This window comes from Sandarakinorhabdus sp. (assembly GCF_040398645.1).
Classification (GTDB): domain Bacteria; phylum Pseudomonadota; class Alphaproteobacteria; order Sphingomonadales; family Sphingomonadaceae; genus Sandarakinorhabdus.
Genome location: NZ_JBBATR010000011.1, coordinates 38,877 through 57,590, shown reverse-complemented (window position 1 = coordinate 57,590; position 18,714 = coordinate 38,877). Strand labels below are relative to the sequence as shown.

Annotated in this window: 18 protein-coding genes; 10 read left to right on the top strand and 8 right to left on the bottom strand. The window is 63.5% G+C overall.

Going from position 1 to position 18,714, the window contains the following annotated elements:
• Positions 1-107 precede the first annotated feature (107 nt).
• Entirely contained in the window at positions 108-560 is a 453-nt protein-coding gene (locus ABWP50_RS04405) for a tRNA (cytidine(34)-2'-O)-methyltransferase (protein ID WP_353216778.1), read from the bottom strand.
• A gap of 152 nt (positions 561-712) precedes the next feature.
• Complete coding sequence (locus tag ABWP50_RS04400) at positions 713-1,915, bottom strand: pyridoxal phosphate-dependent aminotransferase (protein ID WP_353216777.1); 1,203 nt, start codon at positions 1,913-1,915, stop codon at positions 713-715.
• Between the two features lie 326 nt (positions 1,916-2,241).
• On the opposite strand from ABWP50_RS04400, the gene ccoN reads away from it, so the two are divergent.
• From ccoN to ccoS, 8 genes are read left to right on the top strand one after another with little or no spacing between them, the layout of a single operon-like run.
• Positions 2,242-3,915 (top strand): cytochrome-c oxidase, cbb3-type subunit I, encoded by a 1,674-nt coding sequence (ccoN, locus tag ABWP50_RS04395; protein WP_502950973.1) that lies wholly within the window; start codon positions 2,242-2,244, stop codon positions 3,913-3,915.
• Positions 3,916-3,954: 39 nt separating this feature from the next.
• Positions 3,955-4,707: a cytochrome-c oxidase, cbb3-type subunit II gene (gene ccoO, locus ABWP50_RS04390; RefSeq protein WP_353216776.1), complete on the top strand. Its 753-nt coding sequence runs from the start codon at positions 3,955-3,957 to the stop codon at positions 4,705-4,707.
• Entirely contained in the window at positions 4,704-4,865 is a 162-nt protein-coding gene (locus ABWP50_RS04385; RefSeq protein WP_353216775.1) for a cbb3-type cytochrome c oxidase subunit 3, read from the top strand. The genes ccoO and ABWP50_RS04385 overlap by 4 nt, the downstream gene beginning before the upstream one ends.
• Positions 4,858-5,817 carry a cytochrome-c oxidase, cbb3-type subunit III gene (gene ccoP / locus ABWP50_RS04380; protein ID WP_353216774.1) on the top strand — a complete coding sequence of 320 codons (960 nt, stop codon included), beginning with the start codon at positions 4,858-4,860 and terminating at the stop codon, positions 5,815-5,817. Before ABWP50_RS04385 ends, ccoP begins: the two co-directional genes overlap by 8 nt.
• Positions 5,804-7,270 (top strand): cytochrome c oxidase accessory protein CcoG, encoded by a 1,467-nt coding sequence (ccoG, locus tag ABWP50_RS04375; protein ID WP_353216773.1) that lies wholly within the window; start codon positions 5,804-5,806, stop codon positions 7,268-7,270. The genes ccoP and ccoG overlap by 14 nt, the downstream gene beginning before the upstream one ends.
• Positions 7,271-7,282: 12 nt before the next feature.
• The gene (locus ABWP50_RS04370; RefSeq protein WP_353216772.1) at positions 7,283-7,732 is read left to right on the top strand and encodes a FixH family protein; all 450 of its coding nucleotides are present in this window, start codon (positions 7,283-7,285) and stop codon (positions 7,730-7,732) included.
• Positions 7,729-9,864 (top strand): heavy metal translocating P-type ATPase, encoded by a 2,136-nt coding sequence (locus ABWP50_RS04365; RefSeq protein WP_353216771.1) that lies wholly within the window; start codon positions 7,729-7,731, stop codon positions 9,862-9,864. The genes ABWP50_RS04370 and ABWP50_RS04365 overlap by 4 nt, the downstream gene beginning before the upstream one ends.
• Complete coding sequence (gene ccoS, locus ABWP50_RS04360) at positions 9,861-10,055, top strand: cbb3-type cytochrome oxidase assembly protein CcoS (protein ID WP_353216770.1); 195 nt, start codon at positions 9,861-9,863, stop codon at positions 10,053-10,055. The genes ABWP50_RS04365 and ccoS overlap by 4 nt, the downstream gene beginning before the upstream one ends.
• Positions 10,056-10,251: 196 nt before the next feature.
• On the opposite strand, the gene ABWP50_RS04355 is transcribed toward ccoS, so the two are convergent.
• The 3 genes from ABWP50_RS04355 to ABWP50_RS04345 form a co-directional block, all read right to left on the bottom strand.
• A complete protein-coding gene (locus ABWP50_RS04355) occupies positions 10,252-10,905 on the bottom strand; it encodes a response regulator transcription factor (protein ID WP_353216769.1) in 654 nt (217 codons plus the stop codon).
• Positions 10,898-12,082 carry a sensor histidine kinase gene (locus ABWP50_RS04350; RefSeq protein ID WP_353216768.1) on the bottom strand — a complete coding sequence of 395 codons (1,185 nt, stop codon included), beginning with the start codon at positions 12,080-12,082 and terminating at the stop codon, positions 10,898-10,900. The genes ABWP50_RS04355 and ABWP50_RS04350 overlap by 8 nt, the downstream gene beginning before the upstream one ends.
• 85 nt (positions 12,083-12,167) lie before the next feature.
• Entirely contained in the window at positions 12,168-12,980 is an 813-nt protein-coding gene (locus ABWP50_RS04345) for a universal stress protein (RefSeq protein ID WP_353216767.1), read from the bottom strand.
• Between the two features lie 175 nt (positions 12,981-13,155).
• Here ABWP50_RS04345 and pyrC point away from each other — a divergent pair, with 175 nt between their 5' ends.
• Positions 13,156-14,196: a dihydroorotase gene (gene pyrC / locus ABWP50_RS04340; RefSeq protein ID WP_353216766.1), complete on the top strand. Its 1,041-nt coding sequence runs from the start codon at positions 13,156-13,158 to the stop codon at positions 14,194-14,196.
• Here pyrC and ABWP50_RS04335 read toward each other — a convergent pair whose 3' ends face one another.
• Positions 14,197-15,369 (bottom strand): acyl-CoA dehydrogenase family protein, encoded by a 1,173-nt coding sequence (locus ABWP50_RS04335; protein ID WP_353216765.1) that lies wholly within the window; start codon positions 15,367-15,369, stop codon positions 14,197-14,199.
• A gap of 9 nt (positions 15,370-15,378) precedes the next feature.
• Positions 15,379-16,056, bottom strand: a complete 678-nt coding sequence (locus ABWP50_RS04330) for a nitroreductase family protein (protein ID WP_353216780.1) — start codon at positions 16,054-16,056, stop codon at positions 15,379-15,381.
• 139 nt (positions 16,057-16,195) lie between these two features.
• On the opposite strand from ABWP50_RS04330, the gene ABWP50_RS04325 reads away from it, so the two are divergent.
• Positions 16,196-18,235, top strand: a complete 2,040-nt coding sequence (locus ABWP50_RS04325; protein ID WP_353216764.1) for a S9 family peptidase — start codon at positions 16,196-16,198, stop codon at positions 18,233-18,235.
• Here the strand turns inward: ABWP50_RS04325 and ABWP50_RS04320 are convergent, their stop codons facing one another.
• Entirely contained in the window at positions 18,236-18,661 is a 426-nt protein-coding gene (locus ABWP50_RS04320; RefSeq protein ID WP_353216763.1) for a dihydroneopterin aldolase, read from the bottom strand.
• Positions 18,662-18,714 lie beyond the last annotated feature (53 nt).

Sequence of the window (18,714 nt, the reverse complement as noted above, 5' to 3'; positions counted from 1 at the left end):
CAGATTAGCCGAGCCACCTCTGCTCAACTGTCACTGCACCAGCCACGGCCAAATCTAAGTCACAAGGGGCCACCCCTGCCCGCCGGAGGCCCCTCTTATTGCTGCTGTCAGGCCGGCAGACGTCCCGTCTGCCGCAGCGCCTCGCCCAGCGCCAGGCCGGCGGATATGGCGAGGTTCATGGAGCGCACTTGGCGCTGCATCGGCAGACGGATGCGGCCTTCGCATGCGGCGTGCACATACGGCGGTGCGCCAGCGCTTTCCTTGCCCAGCAGCAGCACATCATCGGGGCGGAAGGCGAAATCATAGGCGGAGATGCTGGCTTTGGTGGTGAGCAGCACGAGCCGCACCGTGCCGATGCTGGCGTGGAACGCGGGCCAGCCCTGGTGGCGGGTGATGGCGACGTGATCGATATAGTCCATCGCCGTGCGGCGCACGCGGGCATCATCCCACAGGAAGCCGAGCGGCTCGATCAGGTCGACCGGCACGCCCAGGCAGGCGCCGAGGCGCAGGACGGCGCCGACATTGCCGGCAATTTCAGGTTCAAACAGGGCGATGCGCATCGGTTTGCCTCGGCTGCGGGAGCGACAGCAGCTGTCCTACATGGGCAAAGCCTGTCATCATTGCGGCATTCAGGGTTGCAGCGGATGGAGGCTACGCACCACGGTGAAAAATCCCCAATTCGATGCAAATCGTCAAAACTGGAAAAACCGTTTCAGCGCAGATTGCCCACCGCGCGCTGGATGCGTTTGCAGGCTTCCTCAAGCAGATCATCGGCAGTGGCATAGCTGATCCGGAACGCTGGCGATCCGCCGAACGCCGCGCCGTGCACCACGGCCACGCCTTCGGATTCCAGCAGGTAGGCCGCCACCGCTTCGTCGTTGTTCAGCATGCTGCCGGTGGGCGTTGTCTTGCCGATCAGGCCGGCGCAATCGGGATAGACGTAAAACGCCCCTTCAGGGCGCGGGCAGATCAGGCCCGGTGTCTGGTTCAGCATGCTGACCACCAGATCGCGGCGGCGCTGAAAGGCGGTGTTGCGCTCGATCAGGAAGCTCTGGTCACCGTTCAGCGCCGCCACCGTGGCGGCCATCGAGATCGAGCAGGGATTGGAGGTGCTTTGCGATTGCAGCTTGGCCATCGCCTTGATCAGCCACAGCGGCCCGCCGGCATAGCCGATGCGCCAGCCGGTCATGGCATAGGCCTTTGACGCGCCGTTCATCGTCAAGGTGCGGTCGTAAAGCCCCGGCTCGATCTCGGCCAGCGTGGCGAAATCGAAATCATCATAGACGATATGCTCATACATGTCGTCGGCCAGCACCAGCACATGCGGCGCCCGCATCAGCACATCGGCCAGCGCCTTCAATTCGGCGCGAGTGTAGGCCGCGCCGGTCGGGTTGCTGGGCGAATTGAAGATCAGCCATTTGGTCGCCGGCGTGATTGCCGCCTCCAGCTGCGCCGGGGTCATCTTGAAGCCCTGCGCCACTCCGCAAGGCACGATCACCGGCGTGGCGCCGGCCAGTTGCACGATATCGGGATAGGATACCCAATAGGGCGCCGGAATGATCACTTCATCGCCCGGATCGAGCGTGGCCAGCAGGGCGTTGAAAATCGTGTGCTTGCCGCCGCTGTTGATGCAGATCTGATCGAGGCTGTAATCGAGATTGTTGTCGCGCTTGAACTTGGCCTGCACCGCGGCCTTGCATTCCGGCGTGCCGTCCACCCCGGTATATTTGGTCTGGCCGGCGCGGATGGCGGCGATGGCAGCCTCTTTCACGAAATCCGGCGTATCGAAATCCGGTTCGCCAGCGCCGAGCGCGATGATGTCGCGGCCCTGGCGTTTCAGCCCCGCGGCCTTGTTGGTCACGGCGATGGTTGGGCTGGGCTGGATGCGGTTCACGGCGGCAGACAGGCGAGACATGCTGAGTTCCTTTCGCGGTCATGAGCCATTACGGGCGGCATAGTTGCAGCGCAATCAGGGATTGCGGGGCTGGCTGCAGCAGCCCAGACGTCGGCCGCAGGACGTTAAAGTGTGCGCACGCTGATGGCGACGGCAAGTTGTTACATTCTGGCGTGAAACCGAGCGCAATGCTGCGCGTTGACAAGGTTTGACGTGGCTATAGGACTAAAGCACCTTGGGCGCCGTGCTTCCGGACAATTACCTACCAGGGCAAGCCCTTATTACGCAACGGCAACCAGGCGCGCCAAACGGAGCGCACGTCCATATAAACGAGAGGGGCATCACCCATGCCGGCGACGCTGGTCAAATCAGGCAGTCTGTTTGTAGCAATGGTCATTGCGCTGCTCGGCCTGTCGGCTGCGCAGGACACGGCATTTGCCGTGCACATGGGCATCATGGCGCTGGCCGCCTTGATCGCAGCGATCGCCGTGCTGGGCAGCGCCAAATTCACCGCGCAATTGGCCGACGATAGTCGCTACGATGATGAACCCATCAGGTGGGGCGTGATCGCTACAACATTCTGGGGCGTGGTGGGCCTGCTCGCCGGCGTCTATATCGCCTTGCTGCTCGCTTATCCTGAACTTGATCTGGGCACCCAATACACGACCTTCGGGCGGCTGCGGCCGCTGCACACCTCGGCGGTGATCTTTGCGTTCGGCGGCAACGCGCTGATCGCGACCAGTTTTTACGTCGTGCAGCGCACCTGCCGGGCGCGGCTGGCGCTGCCCAGCCTCGCGCGCTTCGTGTTCTGGGGTTATCAACTGTTCATCGTGCTGGCCGCCACCGGCTATCTGATGGGCGTCACCGAAGGCCGGGAATATGCCGAGCCGGAATGGTATGTCGATATCTGGCTGACCATCGTGTGGGTGTCGTATCTGCTGGTGTTTGGCGGCACCATCCTGCGCCGCAACGAACCGCACATCTATGTCGCCAACTGGTTCTACCTGGCGTTCATCATCACCGTGGCAATGTTGCACCTCGTCAACAATCTGTCGATGCCGGTCAGCTTTGCTGGCTCCAAAAGCTACGCCTTGTTCTCCGGGGTACAGGATGCGCTGACCCAGTGGTGGTATGGCCACAACGCCGTCGGCTTTTTCCTCACCGCCGGCTTTCTGGCGATGATGTATTATTTCGTGCCCAAGCAGGCCGAACGCCCGGTGTACAGCTATCGGCTGTCCATCATTCACTTCTGGTCGCTGATCTTCCTGTATATCTGGGCTGGTCCGCACCACCTCCACTACACGGCGCTGCCCGATTGGGCACAAAGCCTGGGCATGGCCTTCTCGATCATGCTGTGGATGCCGTCGTGGGGCGGCATGATCAACGGTCTGATGACGCTGAACGGTGCGTGGGACAAGATCCGCACCGATCCGATTATCCGCATGATGGTGATGGCGCTGGCCTTTTACGGCATGAGCACCTTCGAAGGCCCGATGATGTCGATCAAATCGGTCAATTCGCTGTCGCACTACACCGATTGGACGATCGGCCACGTGCACAGCGGAGCGCTTGGCTGGAACGGCATGATCACCTTTGCCTGCATGTATTATATGGCACCGCGGCTGTGGGACCGGGAACGGCTGTACAGCCTGCGCCTGATCAACTGGCACTTCTGGCTCGCGACCGGCGGCATCGTGTTCTACACCGCGTCAATGTGGGTGGCCGGCATCACCCAGGGCCTGATGTGGCGCGAATATGGCGCCGATGGCTATCTGGTGAACAGCTTTGCCGAAACCATCGCTGCCATCCATCCGATGTATGTGCTGCGCGCGCTGGGCGGCGGTCTCTACCTCGCTGGTGCGCTGGTGTTCGCCTACAACATAGCCATGACCATCGCCGGCAAGCAGCGCGTGGAAAAGCCGATGACCGAGACACCGAACAATCGTGCCGCCGACCGGCCGCTGCCCAGCCCAGGCCAAACCGGCTCGAACTCGGGTGGCCTGCCGCAGCCTGCCGAGTAATCCTGCGCAACAATCCCGTCCTGCAACGGAGCACATGCCATGGCCAAACAGCCTGATAACGCCGGCGGCGGCTTTTCCCACCGCACCATCGAACGCAACGTCACGTTGCTCGGGATCCTTTCCCTGATCGCGGTTGCCATTGGTGGCATCGTGGAAATCGCCCCGCTGTTCTGGGTGGACTCTACCGTTGAGAAGGTGGAGGGCGTGCGCCCCTACACCCCGCTCGAACTGGCAGGGCGCAACATCTATATCCGCGAAGGCTGCTACTTGTGCCACAGCCAGATGGTGCGCCCATTCAAGGACGAGGTGGAACGCTACGGCCACTACAGCCTGGCCGCCGAAAGCATGTATGATCACCCGTTCCAATGGGGATCGAAACGCACCGGGCCGGATCTGGCCCGTGTCGGCGGCCGCTACAGCGATGAATGGCACCGTCAGCATCTGCAAAATCCGCGCAGCGTGGTGCCGGAATCGATCATGCCGTCCTATGCGTTTCTGGCCGAAACGCCGCTGAAGCCGGGCGACATGCGCGCGCACCTGACTGCGATGCGGCGGGTGGGCGTGCCCTACAGCGATATCGATATCGCCAAGGCCAACGACGATCTGGTGCTGCAAGCCACCGCCGACGCCGACGACACCGATTTGCAGACGCGCTTTCCAAAAGTGCAGGTGCGCGATTATGATGGCAACCCGGCCATGGTATCCGAACTGGACGCGCTGGTGGCCTATCTGCAGATGTTGGGCACGCTCGTCGATTTCCGTGCTGCCGAGGCGCAGGAGCAGGCAAAATGAGCACCTATGAACTGCTCCGCCAGTTTGCCGACAGCTGGGCCTTGCTGGCCATGGTTGTGCTGTTTCTTGGCCTGATCGGCTGGACCTTCCGCCCCGGCGCGCGCCGCCACCTTGATGACGCTGCGCGCAGCATCTTCCGGAGTGACAAAGATGACTGACGAAACCCACGCCAAGCGCATCGACGAGGCCACCGGCACCCATCTGGTCGGCCATGAATGGGACGGTATCGAGGAACTGGACACGCCGCTGCCGCGCTGGTGGGTTTATATGTTCATCGCCTGCGTGGTGTTTGCCGCTGGCTATGTGGTGGCCTATCCCGCCATTCCGGACACACCGGGCATGACCGGCTGGAGCAGCCGCGGCGATCTCACCAAAATGCTTGCCGCCGAACAGACCGCGCGCGCGCCGCGCGTCAATGCGATTGCCAGCACGCCGATCGAGGATTTGCAAAAGAACCCGGAATTGATACGCATCGCTATCGAAGGCGGCCGCGCCGCGTTCAAGGTCAATTGCGTCTCCTGCCACGGCGCCGGCGCTGCCGGCTCCAAGGGCTATCCCAACCTCAACGACGATGATTGGCTGTGGGGCGGTGACATTGCCGCCATCCAGACCACCTTGATCCACGGCATCCGCGTGCAGGGCGTCGATGAAACCCGCTTCAGCCAGATGCCGGCCTTTGCCGAAATCCTGACCAAGGCGCAGATCCAGCAGGTGGTCAGCCATATCCGCGTCGTGTCCGGCCAGGACGAGCCAGGTCGCAGCGCGGCCGCGGGCGCGGCGCTTTATGCCGAAAATTGCGCCAGCTGCCACGGTGACGGCGCCAAGGGCAACCGCGAGTTGGGCGCCCCCAACCTCAGCGACGCCATCTGGCTCTACGGCGGCGACCGCGCCAACCTGACAGAAACCATCACCAAGGCACGCTATGGCGTCATGCCCTACTGGTCGCAGCGGCTGGACGCCGTGACCATCAAGATGCTGGCAGCCTATGTGCACTCGTTGGGCGGCGGCGAAGCCAGCCCGGCACCAGCCCCAGCACCTGCAGTGGCCGGAACGCCGGCAGCGGCCCAAACCGCAGCGGCAGAAAGCAACGGAGCCGATGTCGGCGTTTGATTTCATCAATCCCGCCGGCCCGCTTTATGCCAAGCGGGAGCCGGTATTTCCGCGCGCAGTCAAGGGGCGCTATCGCCAGCTGAAATGGGCGGTAATGGTGTTTTGCCTGGCGGTTTATTACATCACGCCGTGGATCAGGTGGGATCGCGGGCCTTACGCGCCCGACCAGGCCGTGCTGATCGATATGGCCAACCGCCGTTTTTACATGTTCGCTATCGAAATCTGGCCGCAGGAATTCTACTATATCGCCGGCCTGCTGATCATGGCCGGCATCGGCCTGTTCCTGGTCACCTCTGCCGTGGGCCGGGCCTGGTGCGGCTTTGCCTGCCCGCAAACCGTGTGGACCGATCTTTTTCAACACGTCGAACGCTGGATCGATGGTGACCGCAACGCGCAGCTCAAGCTGAATGCCGCGCCGTGGACGGCGAAAAAGCTGGGCCGCCGCCTGGGCAAATGGAGCATCTGGCTGGTGATTGCTGTCGCCACGGGCGGCGCCTGGATTTTCTATTTCGCCGACGCCCCCACACTGGCCAACCAGTTCATCACCGGCGATGCCGCATTTGTCGCCTATGCCACGGTCGGCGTGCTCACTTTCACCACCTTCACGCTTGGCGGCTTCATGCGCGAACAAGTGTGCATCTACATGTGCCCGTGGCCGCGCATCCAGACGGCGATGCTCGATGAAAAATCGCTGATCGTGACCTATCGCGACTGGCGCGGCGAACCGCGCACCCAGGGCGTGAAAAAGGCGGCCGCCGCTGGTGAAAAAGTGGGAGATTGCATCGATTGCAATGGCTGCGTTGCCGTGTGCCCAACCGGTGTCGATATACGACTGGGGCCACAATTGGGCTGCATCAATTGCGGCCTGTGCGTGGATGCCTGCGACGATGTGATGACCAAGCTGAACCGGCCGCGCGGCTTGATCGATTTCCTCAATCTTGATGATCAGGCCAGCGAGCGCGCCGGCGCGGCGCCGGTGCCGCTGCTCAAAACCCTGCTGCGGCCGCGCACATTGGTCTATTTCAGCTTGTGGGGCAGCATCGGCTTGGTCATGCTTTTCACGCTTGGCGAGCGCGCGAGGCTGGTGATCGACAGCGCGCAGGATCGCAATCCGATCGTGGTCACCATGTCCGATGGCCGGGTGCGCAATGGCTGGACAGTGAAGTTTCGCAACATGGAACACCGGCCGCGCACCATCAATTTCACCATGGCCGGCCTGCCCGGCGGCAAGATGTGGACCGATACGATGGCTAGCCGCGATGCCGCGCGCACGATCACCCTGAAATTGGCTCCCGATGCCACAACGCGCCTGCATCTTTATGTCGTTGCGCCGCGCGGCCCAGCCGGCGAAACGCCGTTCACGCTGGTCGCCCAGCCGCAAGACGCGGCAGCCAGCGAAAGTCCGTCTGCGTCGCGCCAAGCCGTGCGGGACGTCAAGTTTGTGCGGCAATAGGGACCGCTCGCCATGGCCACCAAACCACCTGTCCTGACCGGACGCGGCTTTGCCATCATCATCGTGGCATTTTTTGCCGTGGTGGTGAGCGTCAACATCGTCATGGCGCGATTGGCCAGCGGCACATTCGGCGGCACGGTGGTGGACAACAGCTATGTTGCCAGCCAAAAATTCAATGGCTGGCTGGAGCAAGCCCGTGTGCAGGACAAACTCGGCTGGGTCACGTCGCTTCGGCTCGATGGCCAGCGCCGGGTGGTGCTGGCAGTGCCTGGCCTGGGCTATACGGCTACCGGAACTGCGCATCATCCGCTTGGCCGCGCCGCGGATGTACCGCTGCAGTTTCAGGCGGACGGCGATGGCCAGCTGCGCTCCACCACCGCCCTGCCCGCCGGCCGCTGGCAGTTGAAGCTCGAAGTCCGCCAGGGCCGTGATGTGAAGCGCCTGGCGGAAACGCTGGCGTGAACCGCCCGCTGGTCTTGCCTGTGCCAACCGCTGCGGCCACGCTGGCCAGCAGCCGCTTTGCCGTGCCGGGCATGCGCTGCGCTGGCTGCATCTCAAAGCTGGAAAACGGCTTGTCCGCAGTGCCCGGCATCGCTGCCGCCCGGGTGAATTTCACCGCCAAGCAAGTGCTGATCAGCCATGATCCGGCCATGGCAGCGCCGGCGCTGGTCAAGGCCTTTGCCGGCCTGGGTTTTGATGCCAGCCCGATCAGCGATGCGCTGGCCGCGCCCAACGGCGAAGCGCGCGCCCTCGTCAAGGCCCTGGCCGTCGCCGGTTTTGCTGCGATGAACATCATGCTGCTGTCGGTGTCCGTCTGGTCGGGTGCTGGCGGCGTCACCCGCGATCTTTTCCATTTTTTGTCGGCCCTGATTGCGCTGCCCACCATCGCCTATGCCGGCCAGCCCTTTTACCGATCGGCGTGGCGGGCGCTGCGGGCCGGGCATACCAACATGGATGTGCCGATTTCCATCGGCGTGACTCTGGCCACCGCGCTGTCGTTGTTTGAAACCTTCACCCACGGCGAACATGCCTATTTCGACAGCGCGGTGATGCTGCTGTTTTTCCTGCTGGCCGGGCGCTGGCTGGATGCCGTGATGCGTGACCGTGCCCGCGATGGCGTGACCGCGCTGCTCAAGCATATGGCATCGGGCGCGCTGGTGCTGGCCGATGATGGCAGCAGCCACTGGCAGCAGGCGGGTGATCTGCGCGCTGGCATGACGATGCTGGTGGCCAGCGGCGAACGGCTGGCGGCGGACGGCATCATCACGCAGGGTGACAGCCATTTCGATCAAGCGCTGATCACCGGCGAATCCATGCCGGTGGCAATCGGGCCGGGCGGCGCGGTGCTGGCCGGCACCTTGAACTGTGGCAACGCCGTTCAGGTGGGAATAACTGCGGCCGGCGCAGACACGGGCATCGCGGACATCGCCCGGCTGATGCAGGATGCCGCGCAAGGCCGCTCAAGATATGTGCGCATCGCCGATCGCGCCGCGCGGCTGTATGCGCCGGCGGTACACGCGCTGGCGCTGGCCAGCTTTGCCGGTTGGATGCTGGCCGGCGCCGGCTGGCACCAGAGCCTGCTCATAGCCGTGGCGGTGCTGATCATCACCTGCCCGTGCGCGCTGGGTTTGGCGGTGCCGGCAGCGCAAATCGTGGCCAGCGGCGCGTTGATGCGTGCCGGTGTCCTGGTCAAGGATGGCAGCGCGCTCGAACGCCTGGCGCAGGCCGATACGGCCGTGTTCGACAAGACCGGCACGCTCACGATGGGCCGGCCGCAGCCATTCGAATTGGCTGCGCTGGATGCCGAAGCAGCTGGCGTGGCGCTGGCCTTGGCGCAGAGCAGTCGCCATCCCCTCTCCGAAGCCTTGCGCAGCGCACTGGTTGCGGCCGGCACCATCCCGCAGGCCGTGTCCGCGATCAGCGAACGCCCCGGTGATGGCGTGCACGGCACATGGCGCGGCCAGAACGTGCGGCTGGGCCGGCCGGCAACCGCCACCGGCGATGCGATGGCGACTGCGCTGGTGATCGGCGATGGCCCTGAACAGATCATCCGGTTCAGCGATCCGCTGCGGCCGGGCGCGGCACAGACGATCGCGGATCTGGCTGGCATGGGCCTGCCGGCGCGCATCCTGTCCGGCGATAGCGCCGGGCCGGTGGCAGCGGTGGCTGCACAGCTTGGCATCGCCGGGGAAGGCAACCTCGATCCAGCGCAGAAACTGTCGCATATCAAGGCAATGACCGCCGCTGGTAAGCGGGTGCTGATGGTTGGTGATGGCCTGAATGATGGGCCGGCATTGGCCGCCGGGCATGTATCAATGGCGCCCGGCAGTGCGGCCGATGCCAGCCAGAACGCAGCTGATGCCGTGTTCCTGGGCAGCAGCCTTGATCCGGTGGCCACAGCGGTGCGCGTTGCACGGGCCACCGCGCGCGTGGTGCAGCAGAATTTCGCGCTGGCAATCGGCTACAACATCATCGCCGTGCCCTTGGCCATGGCCGGCGCCGTGACGCCGTTGATCGCGGCGCTGGCGATGTCCGGATCATCGATCATCGTTGTGGCCAATGCGCTGCGCCTGAAGGGGGCGGCCGGGCGATGAACGGCGTGCTGGTGCTCATCCCGATTGCGCTCGGGCTGGGCTTGCTGGGCCTGTTTGCGTTTTTCTGGGCCGTGGGGCGCGGGCAATTCGATGATCTTGATGGCGCGGCGCTGCGCATTTTCATGGATGATGACCGCGAACGGCCTGCGCCGCCGCTGCCGGAGAAACCGGATGTCCAAAATGCCGATTGATCGATTGCGCAGTGATCCGGTCGCATTTCTGCCGGCGCTGCTGGCGTTGGCCATGGCAAGCATGAGCCTGCCCGTCCGCGCCGAGGCCCGGCTGCTGGCTCTGTGCAGCGGCGACGAAGCACCGCTTGGGAAGCCCGGCCGCGATTGTGATCAGGCCTGCCACAGCAATTGCAGCCGCCACAAAAAGCCCGGAAGCTTACGCGGTTTCTGATTTTGAGTGGTGGCTCAGTTCGCCGCCCAGATCGCTCAGGCGCGCCGCAAATGCGATCTTCAAGGCATCCGACAAGCTGTTCACCGCCAATTTCGTCATGAGATTGGCGCGGTGGATTTCCACCGTGCGCGGTGAAATACCAAGATCATAGGCAATCACCTTGTTCGATTTGCCTTCCACCAGCCCACCCAGCACTTCGCGTTCGCGCGGTGTCAGGCAGTTCAATTGGGCATTGGCCTGCGCCGCCAACTGATCAAGCGCGGCGCGGCCTTCGTTGCGCATGTGCGCCAGCTCAAGCGCGGTGATCACGGCCGTTTTTTCAAAGGGTTTTTCCAGAAAATCCACCGCGCCGGCCTTCATCGCCCGCACTGCCAAACCAACATCACCGTGCCCGGTCATGATCACCACCGGCAGCAATATGCCGCGTTCTTTCAGCGCCTCTTGCACCGCCAGCCCGTCCATGCCGTCCAGCCGCACATCCAGCAGCACACAGCCGGGTGCCAATCCGGCCGCGTCTTTCAAGAATGCCTCCCCGGATTCATAGGCGTCGATGTGATAGCCCGATGTTTTCAGCATGAACCCGACCGATCGGCGCACAACGGCTTCATCGTCGACCAGATAGACGCGGCGCTCAGTCATCCTGCGGCTCCTCGGCAATTTCCAGGGTGAAATGAAAGGCAGTGCCGCCAAATTCCGACGCTTCTGCCCAGATGCGCCCGCCATGCGCCTCCACAATGGTTCGGCATATCGACAGGCCGAGCCCCATGCCCTTTGCCTTTGAGGTGTTGAACGGCTGGAACAGCACGGCGGCCACGGCCGGCGCCAGGCCCGGCCCGCTGTCGGCCACGGTCACCTTCACCAATCCAGCCGCCCCTTTGGCGCTTGGTAGATGCTGGCTGTAGACGGCCAGCCGCTGGCGGGAGGCTGACTGCATGGCTTCGACCGCATTGCGGATCAGATTGAACAACACTTGCTGGATCTGGATACGGTCCACCAACACGCGATCGACCGTTGGATCCAGCCGTATTTCAAAATCGATGTTGCTGGGGCCGGCGCCCGTGAGTGCCAGCGCGGCGGCCTCGGTCACCAGCCGGCGCAGGCGCTCGACGCTGCGTTCGCTTTCGCCGCGGCTGATGAATTCCCGCAACCGGCGCACGATCTGGCCGGCTCGCAGCGCCTGGCCGCTCGCTTCGGCCAGAGCATCGCGCACCATATCGATATCGCCGGCCGCTGGCGTGCCATCTTCACCCAGCAAGGCACGCGCACCTTCTGCATAGCTGGAAATCGCTGTAAGCGGCTGATTCAATTCATGAGCCAAGGCGCTGGCCAAGCTGCCCATCGCCGATACCCGGCTGATATGCGAAAGCTCGGCTTGCAGATCGGCCAGGCGGCGTTCGGCGCGCCGCATTTCGGTGAGATCGCGAATGAAGCCGGTAAACAGCCGCCCGCTGTCGCCGCGCGCTTCGCCAACGGCCAATTCAATCGGAAATGTGCTGCCATCGCGCCGCCGCGCCGTGGTGATCCGGCCAATGCCGATCACGTGCGCTTCGCCGGTTTCCATATAATGGCGCATATAATGATCATGCCGGTCACGATCGGGATTGGGCATCAATCCGCGCACATTCTGCCCCACCGCCTCGCTGGCATCATAGCCGAACATCCGGCAGGCGGCATCGCTGAACAGCAGGATCGTGCCGGCTTCATCGATCACGACCATCGCATCGGGCACAGTGGCCAAAATGCTCTGTTGCAAGGCATGATTGCTATCAATCAGCGCCGGATGCGAGGCCGATGCGGTGTCAAGAAAAGGGCACATCAGCAGCGATAGTCACCAATGCGGCCACAATTTCAACGACAATGTTGCACTGATGCCATGGCAACGCCCGTTCCATTGCGGCCAATCAATGCGCCAACAGCAATGGAACGCTGGAACTGGCAATCAGTTCCCGCGTGACACCACCCAGCACGGTCTCGCGCAGTCGGCTGCGGCCATAAGCGCCCATCACGATGTAAGCCGCTGACAATTCGCTGGCTGCATCCCGCAACGCCGCCGATGTGCGGCGGCCCTTGGCCGGCCAATCATGCACATCGCTGCCGATATCGTGGCGCGACAGCCACACCGCGGCGTCCCGCGCTGGCACCCCCAGGCTGTCGCCGCTCACTTCCACGATGTGCACGGCGCTGGCCCGCTGGAGCAGCGGCAGCGCCAGACGCAGGGCATGGGCCGCTTCGGCGGAGCCGTTCCAGGCCACCAGCGCCGGTGCAGCCAGTGACAGGCGATCGCTGCCGGCCGGCACCAGCAGCACCGGGCAACCCGTGTGCATCACCACATCGCCAACAATCGCCAGCGGTTGCCGTGTTGACCTGTCGGCTGTGGTGCTGCGTTGGCTGAGGATGACCAGATCGGCCAATAGTGCCTGATCGATCAGGGTTTCCACCACATTGCCGTCGCTGCTGTGCCAGTGCCATGTCACGCCGGCGCGCCCGAGCCGCGCTTCGGCTGCGGCGCGCTGCGCCTTGTCGGCGGAATGGATGGTATCGATCACACCGGCCATGCCGAACATGCCGCCCAAGGGATCGGCCGCAAAAACCTCCATCGGTGTTGCCTGCACACAGGTCAGATGCGCATGGGTCTGCTCGGCAAGGTGCAGCGCCAGCCCGAGCCGGCCCGATTGCTCGTCGTCCTCGTGAATGTGCAACAGGAGATTCTTCATTGATCACGCACCCACCCAGCCGGGATCGGATATGCGTGCCTGGCGCTGCCGATCTTCGTCCTGCATATCGCCCGGGCTGCGTCTGCTGGCCAATCCGCATCACTACTGTAGGGGATTTCCCTGAGCCGGGTTGGGGGGCTTTGCTGAACAACAACAACCGCGTATCTGGACGGGCATGACCACGCAAACGCTTCGCCTGCGCCGCCCTGATGATTGGCATGTCCATTTGCGCGATGGCGCCATGCTGGCGGCTGTTGCCGATGCCACCGCCCGCCAGTTTGGCCGCGCGATCGTCATGCCCAATCTGAAGCCGCCGGTCACCACGGCGGCGGCGGCGGCGGCCTACCGGGACCGGATCCGTGCTGCGGTGTCGCCGGGGATCAGCTTTGAACCGTTGATGACCTGCTATCTGGTGGACGGCATCGATCCTGATGAACTGGTGCGCGGGCACGCGGAGGGCATCTTCACCGCTGCCAAGATGTATCCCGCCCACGCCACCACCAACAGCGCGCACGGCGTCACCGATGTGCGCAATATCTATCCAGCGCTGGAAGCCATGCAGCGCATCGGCATGCCGCTGCTCATCCACGGCGAAGTGACCGATCACAGCGTCGATATCTTCGACCGGGAGGCGGTATTCATCGAAACCGTGCTGCGCGGTGTAGTGCGGGATTTTCCGGCGCTGAAGATCGTGTTCGAGCATATCACCACCAAGGATGCCGTTGATTTCGTGCGCGATTCCGGGCCCCTGATCGCCGCCACCATCACGCCGCATCATCTGGCCATCAATCGCAATGCCATGTTCGAAGGCGGCATGCGCCCGCATTTTTACTGCCTGCCCGTGGCCAAGCGCGAACTGCACCGCCAGGCGCTGCGGCAGGCGGCCACCAGCGGCAATCCCAAATTTTTCCTGGGCACCGACTCTGCGCCGCATGCCATTGAAACCAAGGAAAGCGATTGCGGCTGTGCCGGCATTTACTGCGCGCCCTTCGCCATCGAAGCCTATGCCAAGGTCTTTGAAGAAGACGGCGCACTAGAGCGCCTGGAAGGCTTTGCCAGCGAATTTGGCCCGCGCTTTTATGGCCTGCCGCTGAACCCGGATTTCATCACGCTGGAACGGGTGCCAACGCTGGTGCCGACGCGCATTGCCGCCGCCGGCAGCGAAATCGTGCCCTTCCACGCCGGCGAAGTGCTGGACTGGCGCTTGGTGGCCTGATCACCCAATCCCCATCTGCCGCCCGGCCAGATCCAGCATGATCTCTTCGGAACCGCCGCCGATGGCATTCACCCGCACCTCGCGGTAAATCCGCTCCACCTTGCTGCCGATGATGTAGCTGGCGCCGCCCAGCACCTGCGCCGCTTCGCGCGCGACATGCTCCAGCATGCGGGTCGCCTGCACCTTCAGCATGGCATAATCGGCCGGCACGCCAATGCCCTTGCGGTGTTGATCGGCGCACAGATCGACCCAGGCCTGGGTGGCGAGGATCTGCCGGGCACAATCGGCCAGCTTGATGCGGATGGATTGGTGCCCGCCCAGTTTCTTGCCAAAGGTTTCGCGGTTCTGCGCCCATTCCATGGCCTCGTTCAGCGCCACGCGGGCCATCGCGCAGCAGCCGTGCGCCATGCCCAGCCGCTCGCCGTTGAAATTGCGCATGATGCCGATGAAACCGCCGTTTTCCGGCCCAATCATGTTTTCGGGCGGCACTTCGACATTGTCGAAATAAACAGCGGCGGTATCCGAACAGCGCCAGCCCATCTTGTCGAGCCGGGTGCGCGAGACGCCGGGGGTGGCCGTGTCGATCAGCATCAGCGAAATGCCCTTCATGCCCGGCCCGCCGGTGCGCACCGCCACGGTCATGTAATCGGCGCGCATGCCGGTGGTGATGAACATTTTCTGGCCGTTCACCACATATTTGTTGCCGACTTTTTCGGCGCGGGTTTTCAATTGCGCCACGTCCGATCCGCCCGAAGGCTCGGTAATGGCGAGGCTGATCAGCTTGTTGCCGGCCAATACGGCGGGCGCGATCCGGCGCTTCATCTCGTCGCTGCCCAGCGCCAGGATCGGCGGCAGGCCAATGCTGTGCGTCATCAGGCTCGCGCCCAGCCCGCCTGCGCCGGCCGCGGCCATCTCCTCCGATTGAGTGAGACCGTGGAACACATCGAAACCTTCGCTGTGCCCGCCATATTCCTCGGGGTAATTCAGGCCCAATATGCCAGCTTCAGCTGCCTTCTTGTGCAATTCGCGCGGCAGTTCGCCGTCCGCTTCCCACTGGTCGATATACGGCAGCACTTCGGCGGCCATGAACTTGCGCACGCTGGCCGAAACCGCCTCGTGGCTGTCGTCATAATAAGGCGACCGCGCGCGCCAATCGTCAAAGCTGATGGTCATGCAAAATCCTCACAAAAACGTGGCGATATCGGCGATCGGCTTTTTCACCAGCGCATGGGCTGGGATGGTCGCGGTGGCTGCAGGATAGCCGGTCACCAGCAACAGGAACGGTTTTTCGTCAGCGGGCCGCCCGCACAGGCGGCCCAGAAAGTTCATCGGATTGGGCGTGTGAGTCAGGGTTGCCAGGCCCGATTGATGCAGCGCGGTGATCAGTATGCCGGTGGCGATGCCCACGGATTCATTGATATAATAATTCTTGGCCCGATCCCCGGCGTGCGGTCCGCCTCGGCGTTGGGCGAAAATCGCTATCAGCCAAGGCGCCGTTTCCAAATAGGGTTTTGAAGCATCGGTGCCCAGCGGCGCCAGCGCGTCCAACCAATCCTTGCCGGCCTTGCCCTCCTCATAAAAGCCACGCTCCTCGGCTTCGGCAGCAGCGCGCACTTGGGCTTTCAGCGCGGGCGAACCGATGGCGGAAAAATGCCAGGGCTGGTGATTGGCACCACTGGGCGCGGTGCCTGCCGCGGCGATGCCGGCTTCGATGATGGCGCGCGGCACCGGCGTGTCGGCAAAATCCCGGCAACTGTGCCGCCGCGCCATCAACGCCTGAAATGACTGCGCCCGCGCCAGCATCTCGGCTTCCGGCAGCACCGCAAAATCACGATATGGCACCTGTTCATGCGGCTGCATGATCATTCTCCCCGATTGGCATCATGGCGCGGCGCGCCGGCAACTGCCAGCCTGACGCAAATCGTGGGTGCAGACATGCAAAGGCTTGCGCCAACGCATCACTGCTCCGAAGATCATTCCAGTCAACAAAGGGGTTCTCATGCACCGCGTCATCCTTGCCGGCTTGCTGCTGGCCAGCGCCACCATCCACACTGCCGTCCACGCTGCCACCCCGTTCGAAGCGGCTGATCTCTACCGCATCAGCATGACCGATGCTGTGGCCGTAAGCCCGGATGGCGCGCATGTGCTGTTCACGCGCATGCAGTTCGATATCCAGACCGATCGCCGCGTCACCGAATGGTGGCTGGCAGCGGTTGGCAAAACCAGCCTCGACAAGCGGCTGCTGATCGCTGGGCAGGTGGGTGCCAGCGGCGCGGTGTGGGCGCCGGACGGCAAACGCATCGCCTATGTCGCGTCGTGGCTGGGCAAGCCGCAAATCTGGGTGATGGATGTGGCCGAAGGCGTCGGCAAACCCGTTACCAGCGGCAGCATTGCGCCGCGCAGCCTGCAATGGAGCCCGGATGGCACGCGCATCGCCTTCACCGCCCGCGTGGAAGCGCCGATGCCAAAAGTGGCCGGCATGCCGGAAAAGCCCGCTGGCGCCACCTGGGCACCCGATCCGCGCGTGATCAGCAACTGGCAATATCGCACCAACGACGGCGGCTACATCAAGGCCGGCGCCGATCAGCTGTTCGTGATGCCCGCAGCCGGCGGCACCCCCACCCAATTGACCAAGGGCGATACCGATCAGATCGAGGGCGGCGCGCAGTGGGCGCCTGATGGCCAGAGCCTGATCTATGCCGCTGCGGTGCGCCCCGGCAATGACCGGCTGGCCGGCGAATCCGATCTATATCGTATCCCGGCCAGTGGCGGCATGCCCGAACGCCTGACCAGCATCGACGGCGATGAGCGCAGTGCCAGCCTTTCACCCGACGGCCAGATGCTGGCATGGATCGGCGCTGCGAAAACCACCAAATTCTACGCCCAGCCCGGCCTGTGGCTGCGCAAACTGAGCGGCGGCGAGCCGGTGCACATTACCGCCGCGCTCGACCGGCCGGTGGGCGGCTTTGAATGGGCGCCGGACGGCAAAACGCTCAACGTCTTGTACGGCGACGTCGGTCTGACCAAAGTGGCCAGCATCCCGGTGAGTGGCGGGCCAGCAAAGATCATCGTCCCGGCCATCGGCGGCACGCGGCTCTATCTGCCCTCCTCTGGCGGCGACTGGAGCATGGGCGGCGACGTCCACGCCTTCACCACCGTCGAAGCCGATCGCCCCGCCGCGCTGGGCGTGATGAAGGCCGGCAAGATGATCGGCAAGATCGATTTCAACGAAAAATGGCGGGCAGACAAGCAGATCGGCGCCATGGAACGCCTCACCTGGAAGGCGCCCGATGGCCTGAGCGTCGAAGGCTGGCTGCAATATCCACCGGGTTTCGATCCCGCCAAAAAATACCCGGTCGCACTCGAAATCCATGGCGGCCCGAACGGCGATTACGGCCCCTATTTTTCCGTTACCCACCAGCTTTACGCCGCTGCCGGCTATGTCGTGCTGTGGACCAATCCGCGCGGATCAACCGGTTATGGCGAGAAGTTCGCCAACGGCATCACGCCGGAATATGGCGGCGAGTATCCCGGGCCCGATCATGACGATTTGATGGCCGGCATGGACGAAGTGCTCAAACGCCCGTGGGCCGATGCCAAGAACCAGTTCATCGGCGGCGGCAGCGGCGGCGGCGTGCTCACCACCTTCGCCATCGCCAAGACCGACCGTTTCAACGCGGCCGCCGCGCTGCGCCCGGTAACCGATTGGTCGATCCAGGCGCTCACCAGCGATCTGCCGGCGCTCACCCTGTCCAACTGGGTGGTCGGCAATCCGTGGGACAACCGTGAGCTTTATTGGCGCCGCTCCACCTTCAGCATGGTCGGCAAGGTGAAGACGCCCACCATCCTGATCACCGGCGAAGCCGATTTCCGCACCCCCATTGCCCAGACCGAAGCCTATTATCAGGCCCTGCAGGTGCGCGGCGTGCCGGCAATGATGGTGCGCCTGCCCGAAGCCAACCACGGCATGGGCCGGCCATCGCAGTGGCTGCAATCCAACCTGGCGGTGATCGACTGGTACAACAAATTCAGGAAATGATCAGAAGCTGGCCAGCTCCACGCCCACAGCCTGACAATCGGGATAGACATCGGGCTTGCGGGTGCTCACCCGCAGGCCCGCCACACCGGCGCGCGCTGCCACCAAGTCGTAAATGGCGTGAACCACGGTTTCCTGCAGGTTGAAGCGGCGGCCTGCCACCAGCTGGAGCACGGATGTGCGCAGGAAATCATAGTCCCACGCCTTTTCAACCGTGTCGCAGCGCGGGAAATGATCGGCGTCCACCCACACTTCGACATTGATGCGCAAGATCTGCGGCGTGCCGATTTCAAATTCATGAAAGCCGATATCGACGTGCAGATCGAAATTTTCGAGGAACAGCTTGCGGGTGCGGATCGCCAGGCTGCGCGGCACTAGGCCGGGGGCCTGCGGCGCGATGAACGTGGGCGGCGGAACATTATCAGGCATCAGGTTTCCAGCATGTGAGCAACGTCGCGGGGCAGGCCAAGCAGGCGCTGCCC